At 74.5% G+C, this 20,522-nt stretch carries 21 protein-coding genes; 10 read left to right on the top strand and 11 right to left on the bottom strand.

Annotation, left to right across the window (positions count from 1 at the left end; all coding sequences use genetic code 11):
- Positions 1–233: 233 nt before the first annotated feature.
- From ADK60_RS07590 to ADK60_RS07575, 5 genes are all read left to right on the top strand, one after another.
- Positions 234–1,865 carry an ATP-dependent DNA ligase gene (locus ADK60_RS07590; protein ID WP_063783080.1) on the top strand — a complete coding sequence of 544 codons (1,632 nt, stop codon included), beginning with the start codon at positions 234–236 and terminating at the stop codon, positions 1,863–1,865.
- A 168-nt stretch (positions 1,866–2,033) separates the two neighbouring features.
- Positions 2,034–2,261 carry a ferredoxin gene (locus tag ADK60_RS07585; RefSeq protein ID WP_051742458.1) on the top strand — a complete coding sequence of 76 codons (228 nt, stop codon included), beginning with the start codon at positions 2,034–2,036 and terminating at the stop codon, positions 2,259–2,261.
- A gap of 137 nt (positions 2,262–2,398) precedes the next feature.
- Positions 2,399–3,619 (top strand): cytochrome P450, encoded by a 1,221-nt coding sequence (locus ADK60_RS07580; RefSeq protein ID WP_107094537.1) that lies wholly within the window; start codon positions 2,399–2,401, stop codon positions 3,617–3,619.
- A 234-nt stretch (positions 3,620–3,853) separates the two neighbouring features.
- The gene (locus tag ADK60_RS44595) at positions 3,854–4,015 is read left to right on the top strand and encodes a hypothetical protein (RefSeq protein WP_159394335.1); all 162 of its coding nucleotides are present in this window, start codon (positions 3,854–3,856) and stop codon (positions 4,013–4,015) included.
- Positions 4,016–4,157: 142 nt separating this feature from the next.
- A complete protein-coding gene (locus ADK60_RS07575) occupies positions 4,158–4,514 on the top strand; it encodes a hypothetical protein (RefSeq protein WP_234370980.1) in 357 nt (118 codons plus the stop codon).
- A gap of 90 nt (positions 4,515–4,604) precedes the next feature.
- Here ADK60_RS07575 and ADK60_RS07570 read toward each other — a convergent pair whose 3' ends face one another.
- The 4 genes from ADK60_RS07570 to ADK60_RS07555 all read right to left on the bottom strand — a co-directional run bounded on the left by ADK60_RS07570 (position 4,605) and on the right by ADK60_RS07555 (position 6,688).
- The gene (locus ADK60_RS07570; protein WP_053644285.1) at positions 4,605–5,594 is read right to left on the bottom strand and encodes a hypothetical protein; all 990 of its coding nucleotides are present in this window, start codon (positions 5,592–5,594) and stop codon (positions 4,605–4,607) included.
- 140 nt (positions 5,595–5,734) lie between these two features.
- The gene (locus ADK60_RS07565; protein ID WP_502687403.1) at positions 5,735–6,055 is read right to left on the bottom strand and encodes a DUF427 domain-containing protein; all 321 of its coding nucleotides are present in this window, start codon (positions 6,053–6,055) and stop codon (positions 5,735–5,737) included.
- 114 nt (positions 6,056–6,169) lie between these two features.
- Positions 6,170–6,406, bottom strand: a complete 237-nt coding sequence (locus ADK60_RS07560) for a DUF6296 family protein (RefSeq protein ID WP_053644283.1) — start codon at positions 6,404–6,406, stop codon at positions 6,170–6,172.
- Between the two features lie 45 nt (positions 6,407–6,451).
- A complete protein-coding gene (locus ADK60_RS07555) occupies positions 6,452–6,688 on the bottom strand; it encodes a DUF2277 domain-containing protein (RefSeq protein ID WP_053644281.1) in 237 nt (78 codons plus the stop codon).
- A 150-nt stretch (positions 6,689–6,838) separates the two neighbouring features.
- Here ADK60_RS07555 and ADK60_RS07550 point away from each other — a divergent pair, with 150 nt between their 5' ends.
- A complete protein-coding gene (locus ADK60_RS07550) occupies positions 6,839–8,095 on the top strand; it encodes an MFS transporter (protein WP_053644280.1) in 1,257 nt (418 codons plus the stop codon).
- 17 nt (positions 8,096–8,112) lie between these two features.
- Here ADK60_RS07550 and ADK60_RS07545 read toward each other — a convergent pair whose 3' ends face one another.
- From ADK60_RS07545 to ADK60_RS07535, 3 genes are all read right to left on the bottom strand, one after another.
- Positions 8,113–8,670: a gamma carbonic anhydrase family protein gene (locus ADK60_RS07545; RefSeq protein ID WP_053644277.1), complete on the bottom strand. Its 558-nt coding sequence runs from the start codon at positions 8,668–8,670 to the stop codon at positions 8,113–8,115.
- A gap of 65 nt (positions 8,671–8,735) precedes the next feature.
- On the bottom strand, positions 8,736–10,007 hold the full coding sequence (locus ADK60_RS07540) for a serine hydrolase domain-containing protein (protein ID WP_159400342.1): 1,272 nt from the start codon (positions 10,005–10,007) through the stop codon (positions 8,736–8,738).
- Between the two features lie 368 nt (positions 10,008–10,375).
- Entirely contained in the window at positions 10,376–10,942 is a 567-nt protein-coding gene (locus ADK60_RS07535) for a DJ-1/PfpI family protein (RefSeq protein WP_045941877.1), read from the bottom strand.
- 357 nt (positions 10,943–11,299) lie between these two features.
- Here ADK60_RS07535 and ADK60_RS07530 point away from each other — a divergent pair, with 357 nt between their 5' ends.
- The gene (locus ADK60_RS07530; protein ID WP_045941873.1) at positions 11,300–11,515 is read left to right on the top strand and encodes a hypothetical protein; all 216 of its coding nucleotides are present in this window, start codon (positions 11,300–11,302) and stop codon (positions 11,513–11,515) included.
- 307 nt (positions 11,516–11,822) lie between these two features.
- A complete protein-coding gene (locus ADK60_RS07525) occupies positions 11,823–13,109 on the top strand; it encodes a glycerophosphodiester phosphodiesterase (RefSeq protein WP_053644273.1) in 1,287 nt (428 codons plus the stop codon).
- 105 nt (positions 13,110–13,214) lie between these two features.
- Here ADK60_RS07525 and ADK60_RS07520 read toward each other — a convergent pair whose 3' ends face one another.
- The gene (locus tag ADK60_RS07520) at positions 13,215–15,581 is read right to left on the bottom strand and encodes a transglycosylase domain-containing protein (protein ID WP_053644270.1); all 2,367 of its coding nucleotides are present in this window, start codon (positions 15,579–15,581) and stop codon (positions 13,215–13,217) included.
- A gap of 234 nt (positions 15,582–15,815) precedes the next feature.
- Positions 15,816–16,889 (bottom strand): hypothetical protein, encoded by a 1,074-nt coding sequence (locus tag ADK60_RS07515; protein ID WP_053644366.1) that lies wholly within the window; start codon positions 16,887–16,889, stop codon positions 15,816–15,818.
- 148 nt (positions 16,890–17,037) lie between these two features.
- On the opposite strand from ADK60_RS07515, the gene ADK60_RS07510 reads away from it, so the two are divergent.
- Together ADK60_RS07510 and ADK60_RS07505 are read left to right on the top strand one after the other, a co-directional pair.
- On the top strand, positions 17,038–18,081 hold the full coding sequence (locus tag ADK60_RS07510) for an SPFH domain-containing protein (RefSeq protein ID WP_053644269.1): 1,044 nt from the start codon (positions 17,038–17,040) through the stop codon (positions 18,079–18,081).
- Complete coding sequence (locus tag ADK60_RS07505; protein ID WP_053644267.1) at positions 18,078–18,992, top strand: NAD(+)/NADH kinase; 915 nt, start codon at positions 18,078–18,080, stop codon at positions 18,990–18,992. The genes ADK60_RS07510 and ADK60_RS07505 overlap by 4 nt, the downstream gene beginning before the upstream one ends.
- 51 nt (positions 18,993–19,043) lie before the next feature.
- Here ADK60_RS07505 and ADK60_RS07500 read toward each other — a convergent pair whose 3' ends face one another.
- A complete protein-coding gene (locus tag ADK60_RS07500; protein WP_053644265.1) occupies positions 19,044–19,898 on the bottom strand; it encodes a universal stress protein in 855 nt (284 codons plus the stop codon).
- Positions 19,891–20,522: universal stress protein (locus tag ADK60_RS07495; protein WP_159400341.1), on the bottom strand; the 632-nt coding region annotated here is incomplete at its 5' end. The genes ADK60_RS07495 and ADK60_RS07500, both read right to left, overlap by 8 nt.

Genomic DNA, 20,522 nt, shown 5'->3' with positions numbered 1-20,522 from the left:
CCGGTTCCGTGCGTGCACAGGCGGATGCCGGACAGCATGACGTTCCGTCGGATCCGCGCCGATCGACAGCACGGCCAAGTACGAGTGCGGGTCCGCTCCGCTTCGGAGTGGCAGTCGCCCCGGATCCCCGGCCCGGCCTCCCCGCCGCGCGCGGTCGGCCCGCATCACCGATCCTGGACGCCCGCCCGCACGCCGTTCCCCCGTTCCCGCCGCGCCCGCCGAGGAGGCCCCCGATGCTGCTCCGCCGCCTGGCCCTCACCTCGCACGCCGTGGCCGCCGAGCCCGGCCGCCGGGCCAAGACCGAACTGCTGGCCGACTGCCTGCGCGAGCTGGGCCCCGACGAGGCGCCCTCGGCCGTCGCCCTGCTCTCGGGCGAGTCGCAGCGGCTGCGCACCGGCCTCGGCCCGGCCGCCCTGCGCGAGCTGCCGCCGCCCGCCGCCGACCCGGTGCTGGGGGTCCGCGAGACGGAGCGGGTCCTGGAGGCCATCGCGGCCGTGCACGGGACGGGCGCCCGGGCCGAGCGGCACCGGCTGCTGGCCGGGCTGTTCGAGCGCGCCACCGAGGTCGAGCAGTCCTTCCTGCGCGCCGTCCTGGTCGGCGACCTCCGCCAGGGGGCCCTGGACGCGGTGGTCGCCGACGCCGTCGCCCGGGCCGCCGGGGTGACGGCGGCGACGGTGCGGCGGGCGCTGATGTTCCGCGGTTCGGCGCGGGCTGTCGCCGAGGCCGCGCTGACCGGCGGGGAACCCGCGCTGGCCGCCTTCCGACTGGAGGTGGGACGACCGGTGCGGCCGATGCTGGCGGCCTCGGCGCCGGACGTCGGCGCGGCGCTGGAGCACCTCCCCGGACCGGCGGCGCTGGAGTGGAAGCTGGACGGGATCCGGGTCCAGGTGCACCGGGACGGCGGGGACGTCGGGGTCTTCACCAGGTCCCTGGACGACATCACCGCCCGGGTGCCCGAGGTGGTGGAGGCCGCGCTGGCGCTCCCGGTGCGGTCGGCGGTCCTGGACGGCGAGGCGATCGCCCTCGGCCCGGACGGCCGCCCGCGCCCCTTCCAGGAGACCGCCGCCCGCACCGCGGCCCGCCGGGACCCGGAGCGGCTGCGCGCCGAGGTCCCGCTCAGCCCGCACTTCTTCGACCTGCTGCACCGGGACGGCGAGGACCTCGTGGACAGGCCCGCCCGGGAGCGCTGGGCCGCGCTGGCCGGGGCCGTCCCGGCCGGACTGCGGGTGGCCCGCACCGAGACCGGCGACCGGGAGGAGGCCCTCGCGTTCTTCCGCGCCACCCTGGCGCGCGGCCACGAAGGGGTCCTGGTGAAGGACCCGGCGGCGGGCTACCGGGCCGGCCGGCGCGGCGCGGGCTGGATCAAGGTCAAGCCCCGGCACACCCTGGACCTGGTGGTGCTGGCCGCCGAGTGGGGCAGCGGCCGGCGGCAGGGCTTCCTCAGCAATCTGCACCTGGGGGCGCGGGCCGGCGGCGAGCCGGGCCTCGGCCCGTGGGTGATGCTCGGCAAGACCTTCAAGGGCCTGACCGACGAGACCCTCGCCCGGCAGACCGAGGCCCTGCTCGCCCGCGAGGTCGAGCGGGACGCCTGGACGGTGCGGGTGCGGCCGGAGCTGGTCGTGGAGATCGCCTTCGACGGGGTCCAGCGCAGCCCGCGCTATCCGGCCGGGCTGGCGCTGCGGTTCGCCCGGGTGGTGCGCTACCGGCCCGACAAGAGCGCGGCCGAGGCCGACACCGTCGCGACCGTCCGGGAGATCGCGGCGGCAGAGGGGATCGCGGCCGCGGGAGGGCCTCCCGGAGCGGTCGCCGAGGGATCCGTCGACGGGGACGCCGCAGGGGACACCGGACCGGTACAACCCGTCTGACGCACGATCAAACTTCTTCTTCCTCACACTCGTTCACGAGCAGAGGCAAATCGGCCATTCTGCGCGAGGCGGCCACGCTCTCTTCGTGTGCGACGGGAGTCGGGGTTAGTTTGACGACGACAGCGGGGGCGGCACGGCCCGGAGGATCCGGTGCCACACCAGGGAGGGATGTCCGCGATGCACGTGAACGTCGAACGGGACCGCTGCTGCAGCTCCGGCCAGTGCGTCATGACCGTGCCGGAGATCTTCGAACAGGACGACCAGGACGGCCTGGTGCGAGTCCTCCTGAGCGCCGTACCCGCGCCACGGTTCGCCGATGTGCGCCTCGCCGCCGAGCTGTGCCCCGGCGGCGCGATCACCGTCACCGAGGACGACGGGGCCGGCACCGCCGCCTAGCGATCGCTCGACAACCGCTCGACGACCGCTCGACGAGCGCCCGACGACGGACGCCCCCGGCGGCCACCGTCGGGCGCGGCCCGCCCGCCGTCTCCCACCGCCTGCCACAGGCCCACCTGTCACGCGAGGAGACCACCTTGAGCACACCCACCGCTCCCGTCACCCTGATCCCGGCCCGGCACGACACGGCCTGCCCGTTCGCGCCGCCGCCCGCCTACACCGAGGCCGCGAGCACCGGCCCGGTCAGCCGCGCGGAACTCCCGGACGGCTCCCCCTGCTGGCTGGTGACCGGCTACCAGGAGGTCCGCACGGTGCTCTCGGACCGCCGGTTCAGCGCCGACGCCCGCCGGCCCGCGTTCCCCTTCCTCACCGAGGGGCGGCGTGAACTCGTCGCCGCCAACCCCTCCTTCCTCCGCCTCGACGACCCCGAGCACGCCCGGCTGCGCCGCATGGTCACCGGGGACTTCCTGGTCAAGCGGGTGGAGGAGATGCGCCCCGGCATCCAGCAGATCGTGGACGAGGCACTGGACCGGATGATCGCCCGGGGCGGCCCGGACGGGCCCGCCGACCTGGTCACCGACTTCGCCCTGCCGGTGCCCTCCCTCGTCATCTGCCTGCTGCTGGGCGTCCCCTACGAGGACCGCGAGGAGTTCCAGGCGAACAGCCGGCTGCTGCTTACCACCGAGGCCGACGACCGGGACGTGGCCCGGGCGCAGGACGAGCTGCTGGACTACCTGGGCCGGCTCGCCGAACGCAAGCGGACCGAGCCCGGGGACGACATCCTCAGCCGGCTGGTGACCCGCGAGGACCTCACCCTGCGCGAGATCGCCTCGACCGGGGTGCTGCTGCTGGTCGCCGGACACGAGACCACCGCCAACATGATCGGGCTCTCCACCGCCCTGCTGCTGCGCCACCCGGAGCAGGTGGCCCGGCTGGCCGATCCGGAAGCGGTGCCCGGCGCGGTGGAGGAGCTGCTGCGGCTGCTCACCATCGTGCACACCGGTGTCCCCCGGCTGGCGGTGGAGGACGTCGAGCTCGGCGGCACGCTGATCCGGGCGGGGGACGGCGTGATGGCGATGCTGTCGACCGCCAACCGGGACGACGGGCTCTTCGGCACCGAGGGCCACCTGGGCGTGGACGAGGTCGACCTCGACCGCGAGGCCCGCCGGCACGTCTCTTTCGGCTTCGGGGTGCACCAGTGCCTGGGCCAGCCGCTGGCCCGGGCGGAACTGCAGATCGCGCTGGCCACGCTGTTCCGGCGGCTGCCGGGGTTGCGGCTCGCGGTGCCGGAGGAGGAGCTGGAGTTCCGCACCGAGGCGCTGATCTACGGGCTGGGCGCGCTGCCGGTCCGGTGGTGACCGGTCGGGTGCTGACCGGTCGGATGGTGACCCGCCGGATGGTGACCGAGGTCGGCCCGACCGGACCCGGCCGGTGACCGGCGACGGGCCGCCGCTCGGGTCCGGTTGGCCCTCGCCGGGGCGCGGAGGCAGGCTTGAGGTGCGGAACAGAGCACCGGCCCGGCGGCCGCCCGCCACCACGGCGTAGCGCGGCGGGCCCGGACGCCCCGGCCGGCCGAGGAGACGGAGCCCGCGATGACCGACATGAGCGCACGCTCCGAGGTGAGCGTCGACCAGGACGAGGACGTCCGCGCGGCCGACCCCGAGGAGGGCATCACCTCGATGCAGAACCTGCACGCGCAGGACACCTCCCAGGCGGAGGGCGAGCCGGAGGATGAACGGGGGGCGATCGGCTGATCCGTCCGGACCGACAGGTTTGCGAAGAGCCGCCGACGAGTAACCGAGACGTTGCCACGAGGCCGCCCGATCTGCGGGCGGCCTCCGCGACCGCCGGTACCGCCGCCCGTACGGCGGTGGACCGGCCGGAGAGGATGGGCGCATGACCGAACAGCAGCAGGACACGGCGGCCGGGCGGTCGGCGGGGCCGGTGGAGCCGCCGGTCGACCCCCGGGCCTCCTGGGCCACCTGGACCACCCAGTCGATCATCAGCGGACCGGGCGGGGTGACCACCGTCGAGGTCGGCCCGATCTCGGGCGACCTCACCGTGCACACCACCTGGGTGGACGGCGAGGCGCGGCTCACCGTCCAGTACACCGGCGCGCTGGACTGGTACTCGGTGGCCGGCAGCCCGGTTCCGGCGGCCGACGAGACCACCGCACGGGCCGTCCACCAGGCGATGGTGAACGCCGTCAAGACCGGGAAGGGCTCCCGCGCCCCGGCGGCCCCGACCGGCTGACCCGGCAGCGACCCTCGGCACGGAGCGGCCGGCCCCGGGCGGGGCCGGCCGCTCCGTGCCACGGGCGGGCCACGACGTGGGCGTGCGGTGTCACGGGCGCTCGTCCGGCTCCGCCCCGGTGCCCTTCCCGAGCCCCTTCTTGCCCAGTCCCTTCACCAGCCCCTTGCCGAGGCCCTTCGAGAGCCCCTTGCCCGCCTCCTTCTCCGGACGCGGGGCCGGCGCGGCGGCCGCCCAGTACCCGGGGTCGACCGGGCGGCGCCCGCGCAGGTCCGCGCGGACCTCGCGCGCGACCTTGCGGGTGTCCCGCAGATTGACCGTGGCCCCGATGCCCGCGCCGACCAGCAGCGGGGTCAGCGAGGGCAGCCGGCGCAGCGAACTGCGGGTGAGCCGGCGGCGGACCTGCTGGCGGACCTCGCTGCCGAGGGCCATCGCCGCCAGACCGGCCGGTTTGGCGAGCAGCGAGCCGTCGATGCCGCGCCGGTTGGCCCAGGCCGTGACGTAGGCGGTGGCCTTCTCGGTGGCCGTCCCCTGGGCGGGGTGGCCGTAGACCTGGTGCAGCTCGGCGATCAGTTTGACCTCGACGGCCGCCACGGCGAGCGTCTCGGCGGCGATCTCCACCGCCATCGCGGGCGGTACCGGGAGCATCGCGGCGGCGCCCACACCGGCGCCGAGCGCGCTGGAGGCCCGGCCCGCACCGGTGACCAGCAGGTCGGCGAGCTGCTCCGGGTCGGTGGCGCCGGGGTGCTGCGCACGCAGGGTGGCGAGGTCGCGGACGGGGATGCGCGGCGCGGCCTGGAGCAGTTGGTCGGCCAGCGCGCGGCCGCCGAACGCGGCGCCCTTGGCCGCCGTCCGGCTGCCGCTGCCGAGTCGGCGGGAGATGTCGGAGACCAGCTGGGCGCCGCGCCGACGGCCGCGCTCGACGCCCGCCCGGTATTCGGCGAGTTCCCCGGCCTCGCCCTCGGGGGGCGCGCCTGGAGCTCCCGGTTCGAGTTCCTCGACCAGACCGGCCAGCTCGTCGGCGACGCGGTCCGCGGTGGGCTCGGGCTGCCCGGAGCGCCCCGGTTTCCTGAAGATTGCCATGCTGTGGCCGTACCCGGCCCGGCGCGGCGGTACGCGCCGAGGGTGTCCCGGTCCTGCGACGGGAGGGCCACGGCTTCGTCCCTACGGCGTATCGGCGGCGCCCTGGCCGACCGGCCCGGCAGGTCCGGCCGCCGCACCCCTCAGTCGGTGATCTCGACTCCCCGCCAGAACGCCACCCGGCCGCGGATGTGCTCCGCCGCGGGCTCGGGGGCGGCGTAGAACCAGGCCGCGTCCGGGTTGGTGCGGCCGTCGACGTCGAGCGAGTAGTACTCGGCGGTGCCCTTCCAGCCGCAGACGGTGGTGGTGTCGGACGGGCGCAGGTACTCCGGGCGGACGGAGTCGGCCGGAAAGTAGTGGTTTCCCTCGACGACGACGGTGTCCTCGCTCTCGGCGACGACCGTGCCCTGCCAGCGTGCTGTGGTCATGGCGGGAGTCTGCCCGACGCGGCACCGGGGCGGCAGGGGGCGGGCAGGGGTCGTGGCACGATCCGGCCACCCGGCGTGACGGGCCCAACGCGAGCGGCCAAGGGCGACGGGGCCCGAGGCGAGGGTCCCAGGGCGAAGGGGCCGAGCGGGTCAGGGCAGCGGCTGGGCGTGGACGGGGATGTGCGGGTTCTGGTGGCCGCCGGTGGCGAGCATCCGGACCTCCCCCGCGTCGCTGATCTCGGCCCGGACGATTCCGCTGGCGTCCTCGTACACCGGATGGCCGCCGGGCCCGACCGCGGCGGTGCGCTCGACCACGACCACGTCCTGCGGGGCCTGGGTGCCGGGGTTGCCCGGGAAGGTGAGTGCATAACGGGTGACGGGGCTCATCGCCGACCTCCTGATCCCTGTTCGACGTGCCCGTGGCATCCGGCCTCAGGCGGTGGCCCGGGCCGGACGGGCGGACGCACCGCGCACCTCCAGCTCGCCGAGCAGGCGCGCGGTGGCCTCGGCCACGGCGTCCACGGCCCGGTCGAACGCCTCGCGGTTGTGCGCGGCCGGGGCCCGGAACCCGGACACCTTCCGTACGTACTGGAGCGCGGCCGCGCGGTAGTCCTCCTCGGTGGCGTCGGGCGTCACGGGTGGTCTCAGCGTCTTGATACTGCGGCACATGCCACCAGTCTTGCGCGCGGACGCCCGGCAGGCGACTCCCGTCCGTTACGGCAGCGCCTTGTGCACCACACAGCGCCGTCATCCGATCGGATTAGGATTTGGCCCGAACAATCCCGACTTTCCGCTGTCCGTCCCTCCGGAGCACCCCCCTTGCCTCTCGCGCTGGTCGCCCTGGCCGTCACCGCCTTCGCCATCGGAACCACCGAGTTCGCCGCCATGGGGCTGCTGCCCCAGGTCGCGAACGATCTGGACGTCTCGATCCCGCAGGCCGGCTGGCTGATCTCCGCCTACGCGCTGGGTGTGGTGATCGGGGCGCCGCTGCTCACCGCGCTCGCGGCCGGGCGGCCCCGGAAGGCGGTGCTGGTCGCCCTGGCCGGGTTCTTCGCCGCCGGGAACCTGCTCTGCGCGCTCGCCCCGGACTTCTGGACACTGGCCGCCGCCCGGCTGGTCACCGGACTGCCGCACGGGGCGTTCTTCGGCGCCGGGGCGGTCGCGGCGGCCGAACTCGTCGCCCCGGACCGGCGGGCCCGGGCGGTCGCGGTGATGTTCTCCGGACTGACCCTGGCCAATGTCGTCGGCGTGCCGGCCGCGACCCTGCTCGGCCAGCACCTGGGCTGGCGGGCGACCATGCTGGTGGTGGTCGCGATCGGCGCCGCGGGGGCCCTGGCGATCGCCCGGCTGGTCCCGGCTCTGCCGTCCCCCGCGCAGTCGGGCCTGCGGCACGAGCTGGGCGCGTTCCGCAGCGGGCAGCTGTGGCTGGCGCTGGCCACGGTGGTCTTCGGCTGCGGCGGTTTCTTCGCCTGCTACTCCTACATCACCCCGCTGCTCACCGAGGTGTCCGGCTTCGCGACCGGGTCGGTGACGCTGGTGCTGGCGCTGTTCGGCGTCGGGATGACGATCGGCAACCTGCTCGGCGGCTACGCGGCCGACCGCGCGCTGCGGCCGACGGTGTGCGTCGCGTTCCTGCTGCTCGCCGCCGTGCTGGCGCTGTTCGCCGTGACCGCGCGGGCCCAGTGGTCGGCGGCGGTGACGGTGGTGCTGGTGGGGCTGTTCGGGTTCGCGATCGTCCCGGCGGTGCAGACGCTGGTGATGCGCGAGGCCCGGGGCGCGCCGACGCTGGCCTCGGCGACCGTGCAGGGTGCGTTCAACCTGGCCAACGCCCAGGGCGCGTACTTCGGCGGGCTCGCGCTGGACGCCGGGCTGGGCTGGACCTCGCCGCCGCTGGTCGGCTCGGGCCTGGCGGCCTCCGGCGCGGTGATCGCGGTCGCGGCCTGGGCCGCCGCCCGGCGGGGCACCCGGGCCTCGGCCGCGCCGAGCACGGGCGCGGGCGCGGGCCCGGCCCTGGTGCCGGGCCCCGCGCCGGCCCCGGACGACCGGATCGGCGCGGGGACCGCGACCCCCCGCTGAGCCCGCGGGCGGGCCCGTCAGACCGTGTCGGCCGCCGGACCCGGAGCCGCGACCGGGCGGAGGTCACGGTGACCGTCGGCCAGCAGCGCGTAGCCCTCGGCGTTGAACTTGATGCCGGTCCGCTCCTCCTCGGTCAGCTCGCGGCGCACCTTGGCCGGCACCCCCGCGACCAGCGAACCGGGCGGGACCACCATGCCCTGCGGCACCACGGCACCGGCCGCGACCAGCGAGCCGGCCCCGATCCGGGCACCGTTCAGCACCGTGGCGTTCATCCCGACCAGGACGTCGTCCTCGATCACACAGCCGTGCAGCACGGCGTTGTGGCCGACCGAGATCCGCTCCCCCATCACCAGCGGGAAGCCGAGGTCGGCGTGCAGGGTGCAGTTGTCCTGGACGTTGCTGCCCGGACCGACGGTGATCGCCTCGGCGTCACCGCGCAGCACCGCGCCGTACCAGACGCTCGCCCCGGCGCCGACGGTCACACTGCCGACGACGACCGCGTTGGGCGCCACGAAGGCGGTCGGGTCGACCGTCGGGACCCGGCCCCCGACCTCGGCGATCAGCGGCTCTGCCATCTCTCGTCCTCCTTGCCACGACTGCCCATCAGGTGCGGGCCATGATGGCATCCCGCCCGGCGCCGTCAGCCGGCCGGGGCCGGAGCCGGAGCCGGAGCAGAGGTGGTGGGCGGAACGGAGGCTGTGGGCGGCTGGCCCCCGCAGGCGCCGGTGTCGATCAACTTCTGGAAGGCCGCGTTGGTGGCCGGCAGGTTCGACATGTCGAAGGCGTTCACGGAGGCGGCGAACTGCCGACGGGTGTCGCTGTCGGTGTAGACGAAGGTGTTGTAGCCGGGGATGCCGCCCGCGTGGCCCCAGACCGGGCCGCAGGGCGTCGACACGCGCTGGAGGCCCAGCCCGTACGCGTCCTCGCCGCTCTGCGGGGTGACGGCCATCATCTCGGCGAGCAGCGGCCGGGGCAGCAGTCGCCCGCCGATCAGGGCGGTGACGAAGGTGGTGAGGTCGGCGGTGGTCGAGATCCCGGCGCCGGCCGCCCCCGCCATGCTCGGGTCCAGCTCGGTGACGTCCGCGGGCCCGGCCGGCAGGTCGTAGTAGCCGTGCGCGTGCGGGCCGGGGATCGTCGTCGAGTGGTCCGGCATGAAGGTGCGGGTCAGGCCCAGCCTGCGGACGATCCGCCGGTCCACCTCCTGCTGCCAGCTGTGCCCGGTGACCCGCTCGACGATCTGCCCGACCACGAGGTAGTTGGTGTTGGAGTAGTGCGCGCCCTGGCCCGGCTCGAAGTAGGGCGGGTGGGCGTTGGCGACGGCGATCAGCTGCTGCGGGGTGTACCTGGTGAAACGACCGGTCTCCAGCCACTGCCGGAGCCTGACGGGGTCCTCCTCGTAGCCGAAGAGGTCGTCCTCGGTGTAGTTGAACAGACCGCTGGTGTGGTTGAGCAACTGGCGCAGGGTGATGTTCCGGCCGTTCGGCACCGCGCCCGGCAGCAGCTTCTCCACCGGGTCGTCCAGCCGCAACCTGCCCTCGCCGACGAGCTGGAGGACGACGGTGGAGACGAAGGTCTTGGTCACGCTGCCGATCCGGAACAGGCCGTCGGCGTTCACCGGGGCTCCGGTGCCGAGGTCGGCGGTGCCCGCCGCGCCCTTCCACACGGTGCGGCCGCGCTCGCTCACCCGGGCGAGCGCCGCCGACGCCCCGCCGGGGTCGACCATGCCGCGTACGGCGGCATCCAGCGCCCGCGTGTCGACACCGCGGCGCGCGTCCCGGCCGGCGTCCGCGCCGTCCTGCGTTCCCGCCACCGTCACCGTCGTCACCCCGTCCGGCCCGGTCGCGCCCAGCGCGCCGGCCGTCGGGGCGGTCACGCCCACCAGGCCCGCGCCGGCCAGCGCGAGTGCCACCACGCGCACGGCCGTGCCGCGGCGTCGACGCCCTGTACTGCCGGTACTGCCCGTACTGCCCGTGCTGTCCGTACTGCCCGTGCTGTCCGGGTTCCCCGGGTTCCCCTGAGCGCCCGTACCGCTTCGTGCCGTCCCGTCCATGCGTCCTCCGCGTCAGTGTCTTCGGACGCCCGCAACACCCGGGCTGTCCTCGGCAGTTGACACTCTGACAGGAGCTCCGGCGGATCTCCTCCGACCATGGTCCGGACCCGCTCCGCCTCAGGGCCGAGATTCGGACGCCCGTGGCGGCCGTTTCCAGTACGGGCCTCCCCTGACGCCCCTCAGGGGAGGTGTCTCCGACCGGGGCCGGAGACACCTCCCGGAGCACGAGGTCAGGCGACCGGGGCCTTGACCCGCAGGACCTCGATGAACGCCCGCAGCCACGCCGGGTGGTCGGGCCAGGCGCGGGCCGAGACCACCACACCGTCGACCACCGCCTCGCCGTCCACGTACGTCGCGCCGGCCGCCGTCACATCCGGCTCCAGGGCCGGGTACGCGGCGCTGGTCCGCCCGCCGAGCACCCCGGCGGCGGCCGACACCAACGGGCCGTGGCAGATCTGCGCGACCGGCTTCTCGCTCTCGAAGAAGTGCCGGACGATCCGCCGCACCTCCGGGTCGTTGCGCAGGTACTCGGGCGCGCGGCCGCCCGGGATCACCAGCGCGACGTAGTCCGCCGGGTCCACCTCGGCGAAGGCCAGGTCGGCGGGCCAGGTGTAGCCCGGCTTCTCGGTGTAGGTGTCGTACCCCTCGACGAAGTCGTGCACCACGAACTGCAGCCGCTTGCGGGTCGGTGCCGCGATGTCGACCTGGTAACCCTCCTCGCGCAGCCGCTGGTACGGGTAGAACACCTCCAGTGACTCCGCGGCGTCCCCCGTGACGAGCAGGATCTTCGATGCCATCGCCGACATCCCTCCGAATCGATCGATCGTCGGACATGGTGTCGGCCCGGGCCGGTGTGCCCGGCACGGGCCGGGACCAACCTCCCGCACCCGCCACAGCCGCGCAACGGGGCGCATCGGGCATCCACTCCGCCGAATGCGCCCCCGCGCGCCACCCGCTGTCGGCACGCGCCCCTGCGGCCGCCCCGTTCCGACCTGTACTGACCTGTACCGACTCGTTCCGGACTCCTTCCGGCCCTGTACCCGCTCGTTCCGGCCCGTCCCATCCCAGGATCCGGGGATGGGACGGCAGCCGCCCCCCGGGTCAGAATCGGCGCAGCCCGGTCACCCCGGGGACCAGCTCGAAGGGATCCGCCGATGACCCGTTTCTCCCGCTCGCTCGCCGTGCTCGCCGTCACCGCGACCGCCGTGATCGGCGGCATCTCCGTAGCGCCCGGCGCCTCGGCCGCCGGCAAGCGGTGCGATGTCGAGTACACCGTGGCGTACTACACCTACAAGCAGCTCGGCTACGGGGACATGGACTCGCTGCTGCACGCCGAGAAGTCCTACGCCCTCTGCCAGGTCCACGGCTGAGCCGTACCGCTCGACGCAGGAACGGTGGCCGGCCGCGGCGCGTGACCGCGGCCGGCCACCGCCGCGTCCGCCGCGCCGTCCTTGCCGCCTCCATCGCGCCTGCCGGGCCCGGCAAGGACGGTAGGTGCCGGAACTTCTCCCGCAGTTCGCCCGACGGCCACCCGGCGGGGCGGGACTGCTCCTAGTCTGCGGGCGGCAGCCACACCGCGACGCCGACAGAGCGTCGCCAACACCGCCGCACCAGTACCGCGACGCCACCATCGCGACGCCACCACCGCCACGCCATCCGCGCGAGCTAGGAGCTTCCATGACGTACCGTCCGACCGACGGCGGCACCCCGGCGGAGTCCGCCGAGGGCACCTCCTCCTCCCGCCGCAACTTCCTGCGGGCCACCGGTGCCGCCGGCCTCGGCGCGGCGGCCCTCGCCGCCGGGGCCGGGGAGGCGTTCGCCGCCCCCGGCGGGGAGCAGCCGGGGGCGGACCGGTCCGGCGCCGACGACGAGCGCGGCGTCGCGTCCGACCGCCCGGCCGGCACCCGCCCGCCGGTCCGCACCGGCACCGGCCTGGACCGCCTGCCGCACCCGCTGATCGTCGGTCACCGCGGCGCCCCCGGCTACCGCCCCGAGCACACCCTGGGCTCCTACGACCTGGCGCTGAAGCTGGGCGCGGACGTCATCGAGCCGGACCTCGTCCCCACCAAGGACGGCCAGCTGGTGGTCCGGCACGAGAACAACATCGCGGAGACCACGGACGTCGCCGACCGCACCGAGTTCGCGAGCCGCCGCACCACGAGGACCATCGACGGCGTCGCCCAGACCGGCTGGTTCACCGAGGACTTCACCCTCGCCGAGCTGCGCACCCTGCGTGCCAAGGAGCGGCTGCCGCAGCAGCGCCAGCGCAACACCCTGTACGACGGCCGCTGGGCGATCCCGACCTTCCGCGAGGTCGCCGACTTCGCCCGCAAGCGCGGCCGCGAGCTCGGCCGGGACGTCTGGGTGTACCCGGAGACCAAGCACCCCAGCTACTTCCGTTCGATCGGCCTGCCGCTGGAGGAGCGCCTCGCCGACGAGCTGCGCCGCACCGGGCTGGCCGGGCGCAACGGCCGGGCGATCCTGCAGTCCTTCGAGCCGAGCAGCCTGCAGCGGCTCGCCAAGCTGGTCGACAACCCGAAGATCTTCCTGCTCAGCGGCCCGACCAGCCAGCCGTACGACTTCGTGCTGTCCGGCGACAAGCGCACCGTGGCCGACCTGGTGAAGCCCGAGAACCTGCGCTGGATCGCCGGCTTCGCGCACGGCATCGGCCCGACCACCACCCTGATCGCCCCGGTCGACGCGACCGGCAAGCTGCTGCCGCCGACCACCCTGGTCCGGGACGCGCACGCGGCCAACCTGCTGCTGCACCCGTACACGGTGCGCAACGAGAACGCCTTCCTGCCGCTGGACTACCGCCGGGGCACCGACCCCAACGCGTACGGCGACGCGATCGGCTGGGCGAAGTACCTGTACGAGCTCGGGGTGGACGGCTTCTTCACCGACCAGACCGACACCAGCGTGCTGGCCCGCCAGGACTTCTGGGACGCCAAGGGCGCGCACTGACCGCACTGACCGCACTGACCGTGCTCGCCCCTGGGTGAACCGCCGCGCCCCGGAACGTCCGTCGACGTTCCGGGGCGCGGCGCCGTCCGGGGCGGAGCCCCGACATCAGCCGTCGCCGTGCTGCTCCTCGGGCTGGCCCTGCTGGCCCTGCTGCGCCTGCCCCTCCGGCGCCTGCTCCTGCTGGGTCGGCCGGTCCTGCTGAGTGGGCTGGGCGGGCTTGCGGGTGGGCTGGCGGCCGGGGGTCTGGGTACGGCCGCCGGGCCAGGACGGGGCGACGTCGGTCGGCTGGCCGCCGGGCCAGGTCGTCCACGGTGAGCCGCTGCCGGAACCCGGGCTCGCCGAGGGGTCCCGCTTCGGCGGCGGGTTGGGGATGTAGACGGTCTCGAACTCCTTCTCCGGCATGCCCCGGACGGCCTCGTTCATGGCCATCTGCCAGATCGGCCCCGGGCCGGTGGCGCCGAAGACCTCGTCGAACCACTTGCCGCCGATCCGGATGTTCTTCATCGGCACGCCGCCGGCCGGGCCGCCCAGCCAGACCGAGGCGGCCAGGTTGCCGGTGTAACCGCTGAACCAGGCCGACTTCTTCTCGTCGGAGGTACCGGTCTTGCCGGCGATCTGCCGGTCGTCGTCCAGACCGAGGTCACGGGCGGTGCCGCCCTTCTCGGTGACGCCGAGCAGCACGGTGTTGATGATGTCGGCGGTGCTCTCGGACAGCACCCGGTCGCACTTGGCCGGGCTGACCGGGACGTCCTTGCCGTCCATGGTGGTGATGCTGCTGATCGCGACCGGCGTGCAGTAGGTGCCGCGGTTGGCGAAGGTCGCGTAGACGTTGGCCATCACCAGCGGGCTCACCTCCTGGGTGCCCAGGCCGAGGGCCGGCAGCTCCTGCAGCGGCTTGCCGCTGGCCTTGCCCGCGACGCCCAGCTTGTTGGCCATCTGCTTGACCGCGCAGAGGCCGATCTCCTGTTCCATCTGCACGAAGTAGGTGTTGACCGAGAGCGCCATCGCCTCCTTGAGCTCGTACGGGCCGACCTCGCCCGAGGACTCGTTGGGGATGGTGCCGCCCTTCTTGCCCTTCTCCAGGTTCTTCCAGGGGCCGTCGCAGGTGGTCATCGTCGGCCAGTCCATCTTGTTCGGCGAGGCGTAGGACTGGGTGGAGGTCAGCCCGGCCTCCAACCCGGCGGCGGCCACGATCGGCTTGAAGTTGGAGCCCGGCTGGAAGCCGTTGCCGCCGCCCATCGCCGCGTCCACGTTGTAGTTGACGACGGTCTGGTTCTTGGCCGGGTCGATCCCGTAGGGCCGGGTCTGGGTCATCGCCAGGATCCTGCCGGTGCCCGGCTCGACCATGGTCATCGCCGCCGACACCTGGTCGGTGACCTTCACCTTGGTGGTCACGGCCTTGAGCGCGGCCGCCTGCTTCACCGGGTCGAGGGTGGTGTGGATGAACAGGCCGCCCTGGTCCCAGAGCTTCTTGCGCTCGGCGGCGGTCTTGCCGAAGACCGGGTCCTGCTTGATCACGTGCCGGACGTAGTCGCAGAAGAAGCCCATGCCCGCGTCGGCGGTGATGCAGCCGTTCTGCGGCGCCTGGTAGTGCAGGGCGACCGGCCCGGACTTGGCCTCCTTGGCCTGCTCCGGGGTGAGGTGCTTGTTCTCGACCATCTTGTCGATGACGACGTCGCGGCGCTTGCGCGAGGCCTCGGGGTGGGCCTTGGGGTCGAACTGGGAGGGGTTCTGCACCAGTCCGGCCAGGGTGGCGGCCTCGGCGACCGTGAGGTCCTTGCTGTTCTTGCTGAAGTAGCGCTGGGCGGCCGCCTGGATCCCGTAGGCCTGCTGGCCGTAGTACGTGATGTTCAGGTAGTTGGTGAGGATCTGGTCCTTGGTCAGCTCCTCCTCCAGCTTGATGGAGTACTTGAGCTCCTGGACCTTGCGGCCGAGGGTCTTGCGCTGGGCCTCCAGCACCGCCACCGGGTCGTCGCCGGCCTTCTCGACGTTCACGTTCTTCACGTACTGCTGGGTGAGCGTGGACGCGCCCTGGACGGCGGTGCCGCTCTCGGCGTTCTTGGTGATGGCCCGCAGGACGCCCTTGAGGTCGACGGCCCCGTGCTCGTAGAAGCGCGCGTCCTCGATGTCCACCTGGGCCTGGCGTATCAGCGTGCCCATCTCCTCGCCGGTGATCACCCGGCGGTCGCGCTCGTAGACCTTGGCTATCTGCTGGCCCTTGGCGTCGTAGATCCAACTGGCCTGGGTCAGCGCCGGCGTCTTCAGGTCGGCGGGGATGCTGTCGAACTCCTCGACGCCGCTCTTCAGGCCGAGCCCGAGCGCTCCGGCGGCGGGGAGGGCGATGCCCGCGAGCAGGACGCCCGCGAGAGTGCTGTAACCGAGGAACTTCACGCCGTGGCCGAGCAGGCCGAGCGGGGTCTCGCGGCGCCGGGGGCGCGGGACCCAGGTGTCGAGGGGCTCCGAGGAGGGCATGCGGCGGCTTCTCCGTGACATAGTCGGAACACTACGTCCACGAAAACCGCCCGTGGGGCCGGTGTTGGTCAACCTTTGTCACAAATCGGCGACAGATCACCGGCGTTGGGCGTGGCGCTCGGAACGGCCGGCGGGACCGCCCGCTCCGGGGGCAGGTCGTTCGTCTGCGCTCGACCGGACTCGATCAAGAACGGTCGGGCTCGCGTACCCTGCTCGCCCTGCTCGCCCGCAGCCTCAGCCCTCGCGCTTCTTGCGCCGCAGCCCGAACACCGCGCCCGCGATCGCGACCAGGAACACCACCCCGAGCACCTGGTCCCCGGTGCTCGCCGGAGCGTCCTTCCCGCCGTCGGGCGACGGCGGGGCGGCCGCACCGGAGGTCGGCGACGCCGGGTCCGAGGGGGCCGACGGGGCCGGAGTGGCGCTCCGCAGGGGTTCGACGGTGTCCGGAAGCTGCGCGTCGTCGAGCGGCGCGCGCCAGACCGGACTGTCCTTGCCCTCGGTGCCGTAGAGCAGCGCCCGGCCGTCCGAGGTGAAGGTGACCGACTCCCCCTGCCGCTGGAACGGCGTGGACAGCGGTTCGGCGTCGCTCGGCGCGCCGTCCTTCCAGCGGTAGAGGGTCGCCGAGAAGTAGCCGCGCAGCACCAGCCGGGTGCCGTCCGGCGAGAAGGCGCCGTCGGTCGTCCACGGCGCGTCGGCGATCCTCCGGAAGGTGTTCACACCCGTCGGGGCGAGCTTCTCCGGGCCCTGGTAGAGCCCGCCGCCGCCCTGCTTCTTGCTGGCGATGTAGGCGCGGCCGGTCACCGGGTGGACCATCAGCGCCTCCGCATCCCGGGGGCCGTCCTCGTAGCGGACCTTGTAGCGGGTCACCTCCACCGCCTGGTCGTGCAGCTCGGCGGGTTCGGCGAAGGCGTAGATCCAGACCTCGGGCCACTTGCCGCCGAGGTTGTCGCCGAGGTCGCCGACGTAGAGCCGGCCGTCCGGACCGAGCGAGATCGCCTCGACGTCGCGGGGTTCGACGCCCCGCAGGGTGACGGTGGCGACCGTGCGGCCCTGGGAGTCGATCGCGTAGACGTACGGGCCGTCGTCGCTGTCGTTGTGGGTCCAGTAGACGCCGGGGTGCTGCCGGCTCGCGGCGAGGCCGCTGGACTCGGTGATCCTCGGGTCGCCGATGGCGAAGGCCTGGCCGCCCGGGTCGGCCGCGTGCGCGGACGGGGCGCCGAAGGTGGCACCGGCGCCGACGGCGACCGCGGTGGTGGCGGTGGCACAGACCGCGGCGAGCAGCACGGCGGGGAGCCTGGTCGTTCGCATCCTCAGCACCGGTCGATCCTCCCACGGCCGCCCTCCCCGCCCGTTTCCCGGCGGCTTCCCGACGGCTACCCGCCGGGGGGCGATTTTTCGTCACCTTGACGAGATCCCTCCGCCTTCAATATCGTCAGCGTGACGAAAAGGAGCCGCCATGGCCGACATCAGCAAGCGCTTCGGACTGCGCCACCTGCGCGCCCGCCCCACCGCCCACATCCGGCACGTCCGCCGCGGCCGGCTCGCCCACGACGGCACCGGGCTCGCCTTCTGGTTCCGCCCGCTCACCGCCGCCCTCTCCGAGGTGCCGGTCGACGACCGCGAACTCGCGATGCTCTTCCACGCCCGCACCGCCGACTTCCAGGACGTCACCGTCCAGGGCACCCTGACCTACCGGATCACCGACCCGGCCACCGCCGCCGCCCGCGTCGACTTCGGCATCGACCCCGACACCGGCGCCTGGCGCTCCGCCCCGCTCGACCAGCTCGCCACCCTGCTCACCGAGACCGCCCAGCAGCACGCGCTCGGCCTGCTCGCCCGCACCCCGCTCGCCGCCGCCCTGGCCGACGGCATCGCCGGCGTCCGCGAGCGGATGACCGCCGGCCTCGCCGCCGAACCCCGGCTCGCCGAGACCGGACTCGCCGTCATCTCCGTCCGCGTGGTCGCCCTGCGCCCCGAACCGGAGGTGGAACGCGCCCTGCGCACCCCCGCCCGGGAACTGGTCCAGCAGGAGGCCGACCGGGCCACCTTCGAACGGCGTGCCGTCGCCGTCGAGCACGAGCGCGGCATCGCCGAGAACGAGCTGGCCAACCGGATCGAACTCGCCCGGCGGCAGGAGCAGCTGATCACCCAGGAGGGCGCCAACGCCCAGCGCCAGGCCGAGGACGAGGCCGTCGCCGACCGGATCCGCACCGACGCCGAGGCCCAGCGCCGCACCCGCCTCGCCGCCGCCGAGGCCGAGGCCGCCCGGGGCCTGGGCGAGGCCAGGGCCGCCGCGGAGGCCGCCTGGCTGGCCGCCCACCAGCAGGCCGACCCGGCGGTGCTGCGGGCGCTCCCGCTGATGCGGCTGGCCGAGCACCTGCCGCGGATCGACAGCCTCACCCTCACCCCGGACGTGCTCACCGGGCTGCTCGCCAAGCTCGGCGCGGCGGGTTCGCCGGGGGATCCGCTTTCCGGTGGTGCCGGCGGGGGCGGACGGTGACGCTCGCACCCCGGGCCGTCCTGGTCCACCGCCGCAGCGAGTACCAGGAGCTGGTCGACCACCACGGCACGCCCGGCCAGGCCGCCTACTTCCTGCGCAGCCGGGGCCGGTCGGTCGAGGAGATCGAACGGCGCCACGTCCGGCAGGAGGAGGCGCTCGCCCGGGCGGCCGGCGCCGTGCCGCTCGACTGGCGCCGCACCCGGGTCGAACGCGCCGACCTGCCCCGGTTCCTCTTCGAACCGGAGGACGTCGTCGTCGTGGTCGGCCAGGACGGCCTGGTCGCCAACGTCGCCAAGTACCTCGGCGGCCAGCCCGTGATCGGCGTGGACACCGAGCCCGGCCGCAACCCCGGCGTACTGGTCCGCCACCGCGCCGACGACCTGCCCCGCCTCCTCCCGGCCGCCGTCGGCCCCGGTACCGACCGGCGGACCGAGGAGCGGACCATGGTCGAGGCCGTCGCCGACGACACCCAGCGGCTGCTCGCGCTCAACGAGGTCTACATCGGCCAGCCCGGCCACCAGACCGCGCGCTACCGGCTGGCCGTCGAGCAGCACCCCGGCGCACCGGACGGGGACGAGGCGCAGGCCTCGTCCGGGGTGCTGGTCGGCACCGGCACCGGCGGCACCGGCTGGTGCCGCTCCGTCTGGCAGGACCGCGGCGGCCCGCTCGCCCTGCCCGCACCCGCCGCGCCGTCGCTCGCCTGGTTCGTCCGCGAGGCCTGGCCCTCCCCCGCCACCGGCACCACCCGGGTGCACGGCCTGCTCGACGGGGAGCAGCAGCTCGTCCTGACCGTCGAGTCGGACCGGCTGGTGGCGTTCGGGGACGGCGTCGAGAGCGATGCGCTGGACCTCGTCCGCGGCCAGACGGTCCGGGTGGGCGTCGCCGCCACCCGGCTGCGGCTGCTCGGCTGAGCCGCCCGGCCTACCCGGCCGGTGTCGGCGCCTGCGCCGGTTCCACCCGTCCTACCCGGCCGGTGTCGGCGCCTGCGCCGGTTGCTCCTCGTGCCGGACCACCACCACCGGGCAGTGCGCGTGCTGGATCATCGCCTGGCTGGTCGAGCCCAGCAGCATGCCCGCGAACCCGCCCCGGCCCCGGGCACCGACCACCAGCAGTTGGGCCGCCCGGCTCGCGTCGATCAGCGCCGGCCGGGCGTGGGCCTCGATCAGTTCGGAGTGCAGCTCCACGTCCGGGTACTTGTCCTGCCGGCCGGCCAGCGCCTCCGCGAGCGCCCGCTCCTCCTGCCCCGGCAGGCTCGCGCTGGGGTGCGCCACGTGCAGCGCCGTCAACGGCACCCGGCGGGCGGCGGCCTCCGCGAAGGCGAAGCCCAGCGCCTCCGCGCCCACCCCCGAACCGTCCACCGCCACCAGCACCGGCCCGTCCGGCTCCGGCCGGCCCCGGACGATCAGCACCGGGCAGGCGGCGTGCGCGGCCAGGTGCACGGCGACCGAGCCGATCAGCAGCGCCCCGAACCGGCCGAGCCCCCGGCTGCCGACCACGACCAGGCAGGCGTCCCGCGACCGGTGGGCCAGCACGGTCAGCGGCTCACCGGTGACCAGCTCGGCGCCGATCTCCAGCCGGGGATCCAGCGCCCGGGCCCGGGCGCCGGCGTCCTCCAGCACCTTCTCCGCCTGGTGCCGCAGCCCGCCCTCCGCCGGACCGCCCTGGGCCGGACCGAGGGACACGTGCATCAGCGGCCAGATGAACGCGTGCACGATCCGCAGGCCGCAGCCGCGCAGCCGCGCCTCCCGCACCGCGACGTCCACGGCGGCCAGGCTCGCCTCCGAACCGTCCACCCCCACCAGCACCGGCTCACTCATCGCCCGCCTCCTGCTTCTCCTCGGGGGTGCGCTCGTAGGACACCACCGCGACCGGGCACGGCACGTGGTGCAGCACCGCGTGCGCGACCGACCCCAGGTGCGCCCGCAGCGGCGACCGGCGGACCCGCCGCCCGATCACCACCAGCTCCGCGCCCGCCGCCGCCCGCTCCGCGAGCACCTTGGCGGGCCGAGCGTTCAGGACCTCCTCGACCACTGTCACCCCGGGGTGCTCCGCCCGCCACGGCTGGACCACCCGCGCCAGCTCACCCTCGGCGAACCCCTGCATCTCGCCGGACACGTCGACGCTCGCCGCGATGCCCGCGTACTGGTACGCCACCGGCAGCGTCCAGGCGTACACGGCCCGCAGCGGCAGCCCGCGCCGCTCGGCCGCCGCGAAGGCGTGGCCGAGCACCTCGGCGGCGCCCTGGTAGGGGTCGACGCCGACCACCACCTCGCCGCCCCCTGCTTCGCCCGCTGCTTCCCCCTTGCGCACCAGCACCACCGGGCACCCGACCCTGGTGAGCACCCGCCGGCTCACCGACCCCACCAGGAACCCCGCCACCGCCCCCAGCCCCCGCGACCCGAGCACCAGGCTCTCCGCCCCGGGTTGCTCCTCCGCTTCCT

Origin of the sequence: Streptomyces sp. XY431 (assembly GCF_001279805.1) — a bacterium.
Lineage (GTDB): Bacteria > Actinomycetota > Actinomycetes > Streptomycetales > Streptomycetaceae > Kitasatospora > Kitasatospora purpeofusca.
Note: the sequence above shows the minus strand (reverse complement) of the source record. Positions and strands in the feature narration are given on the sequence as shown.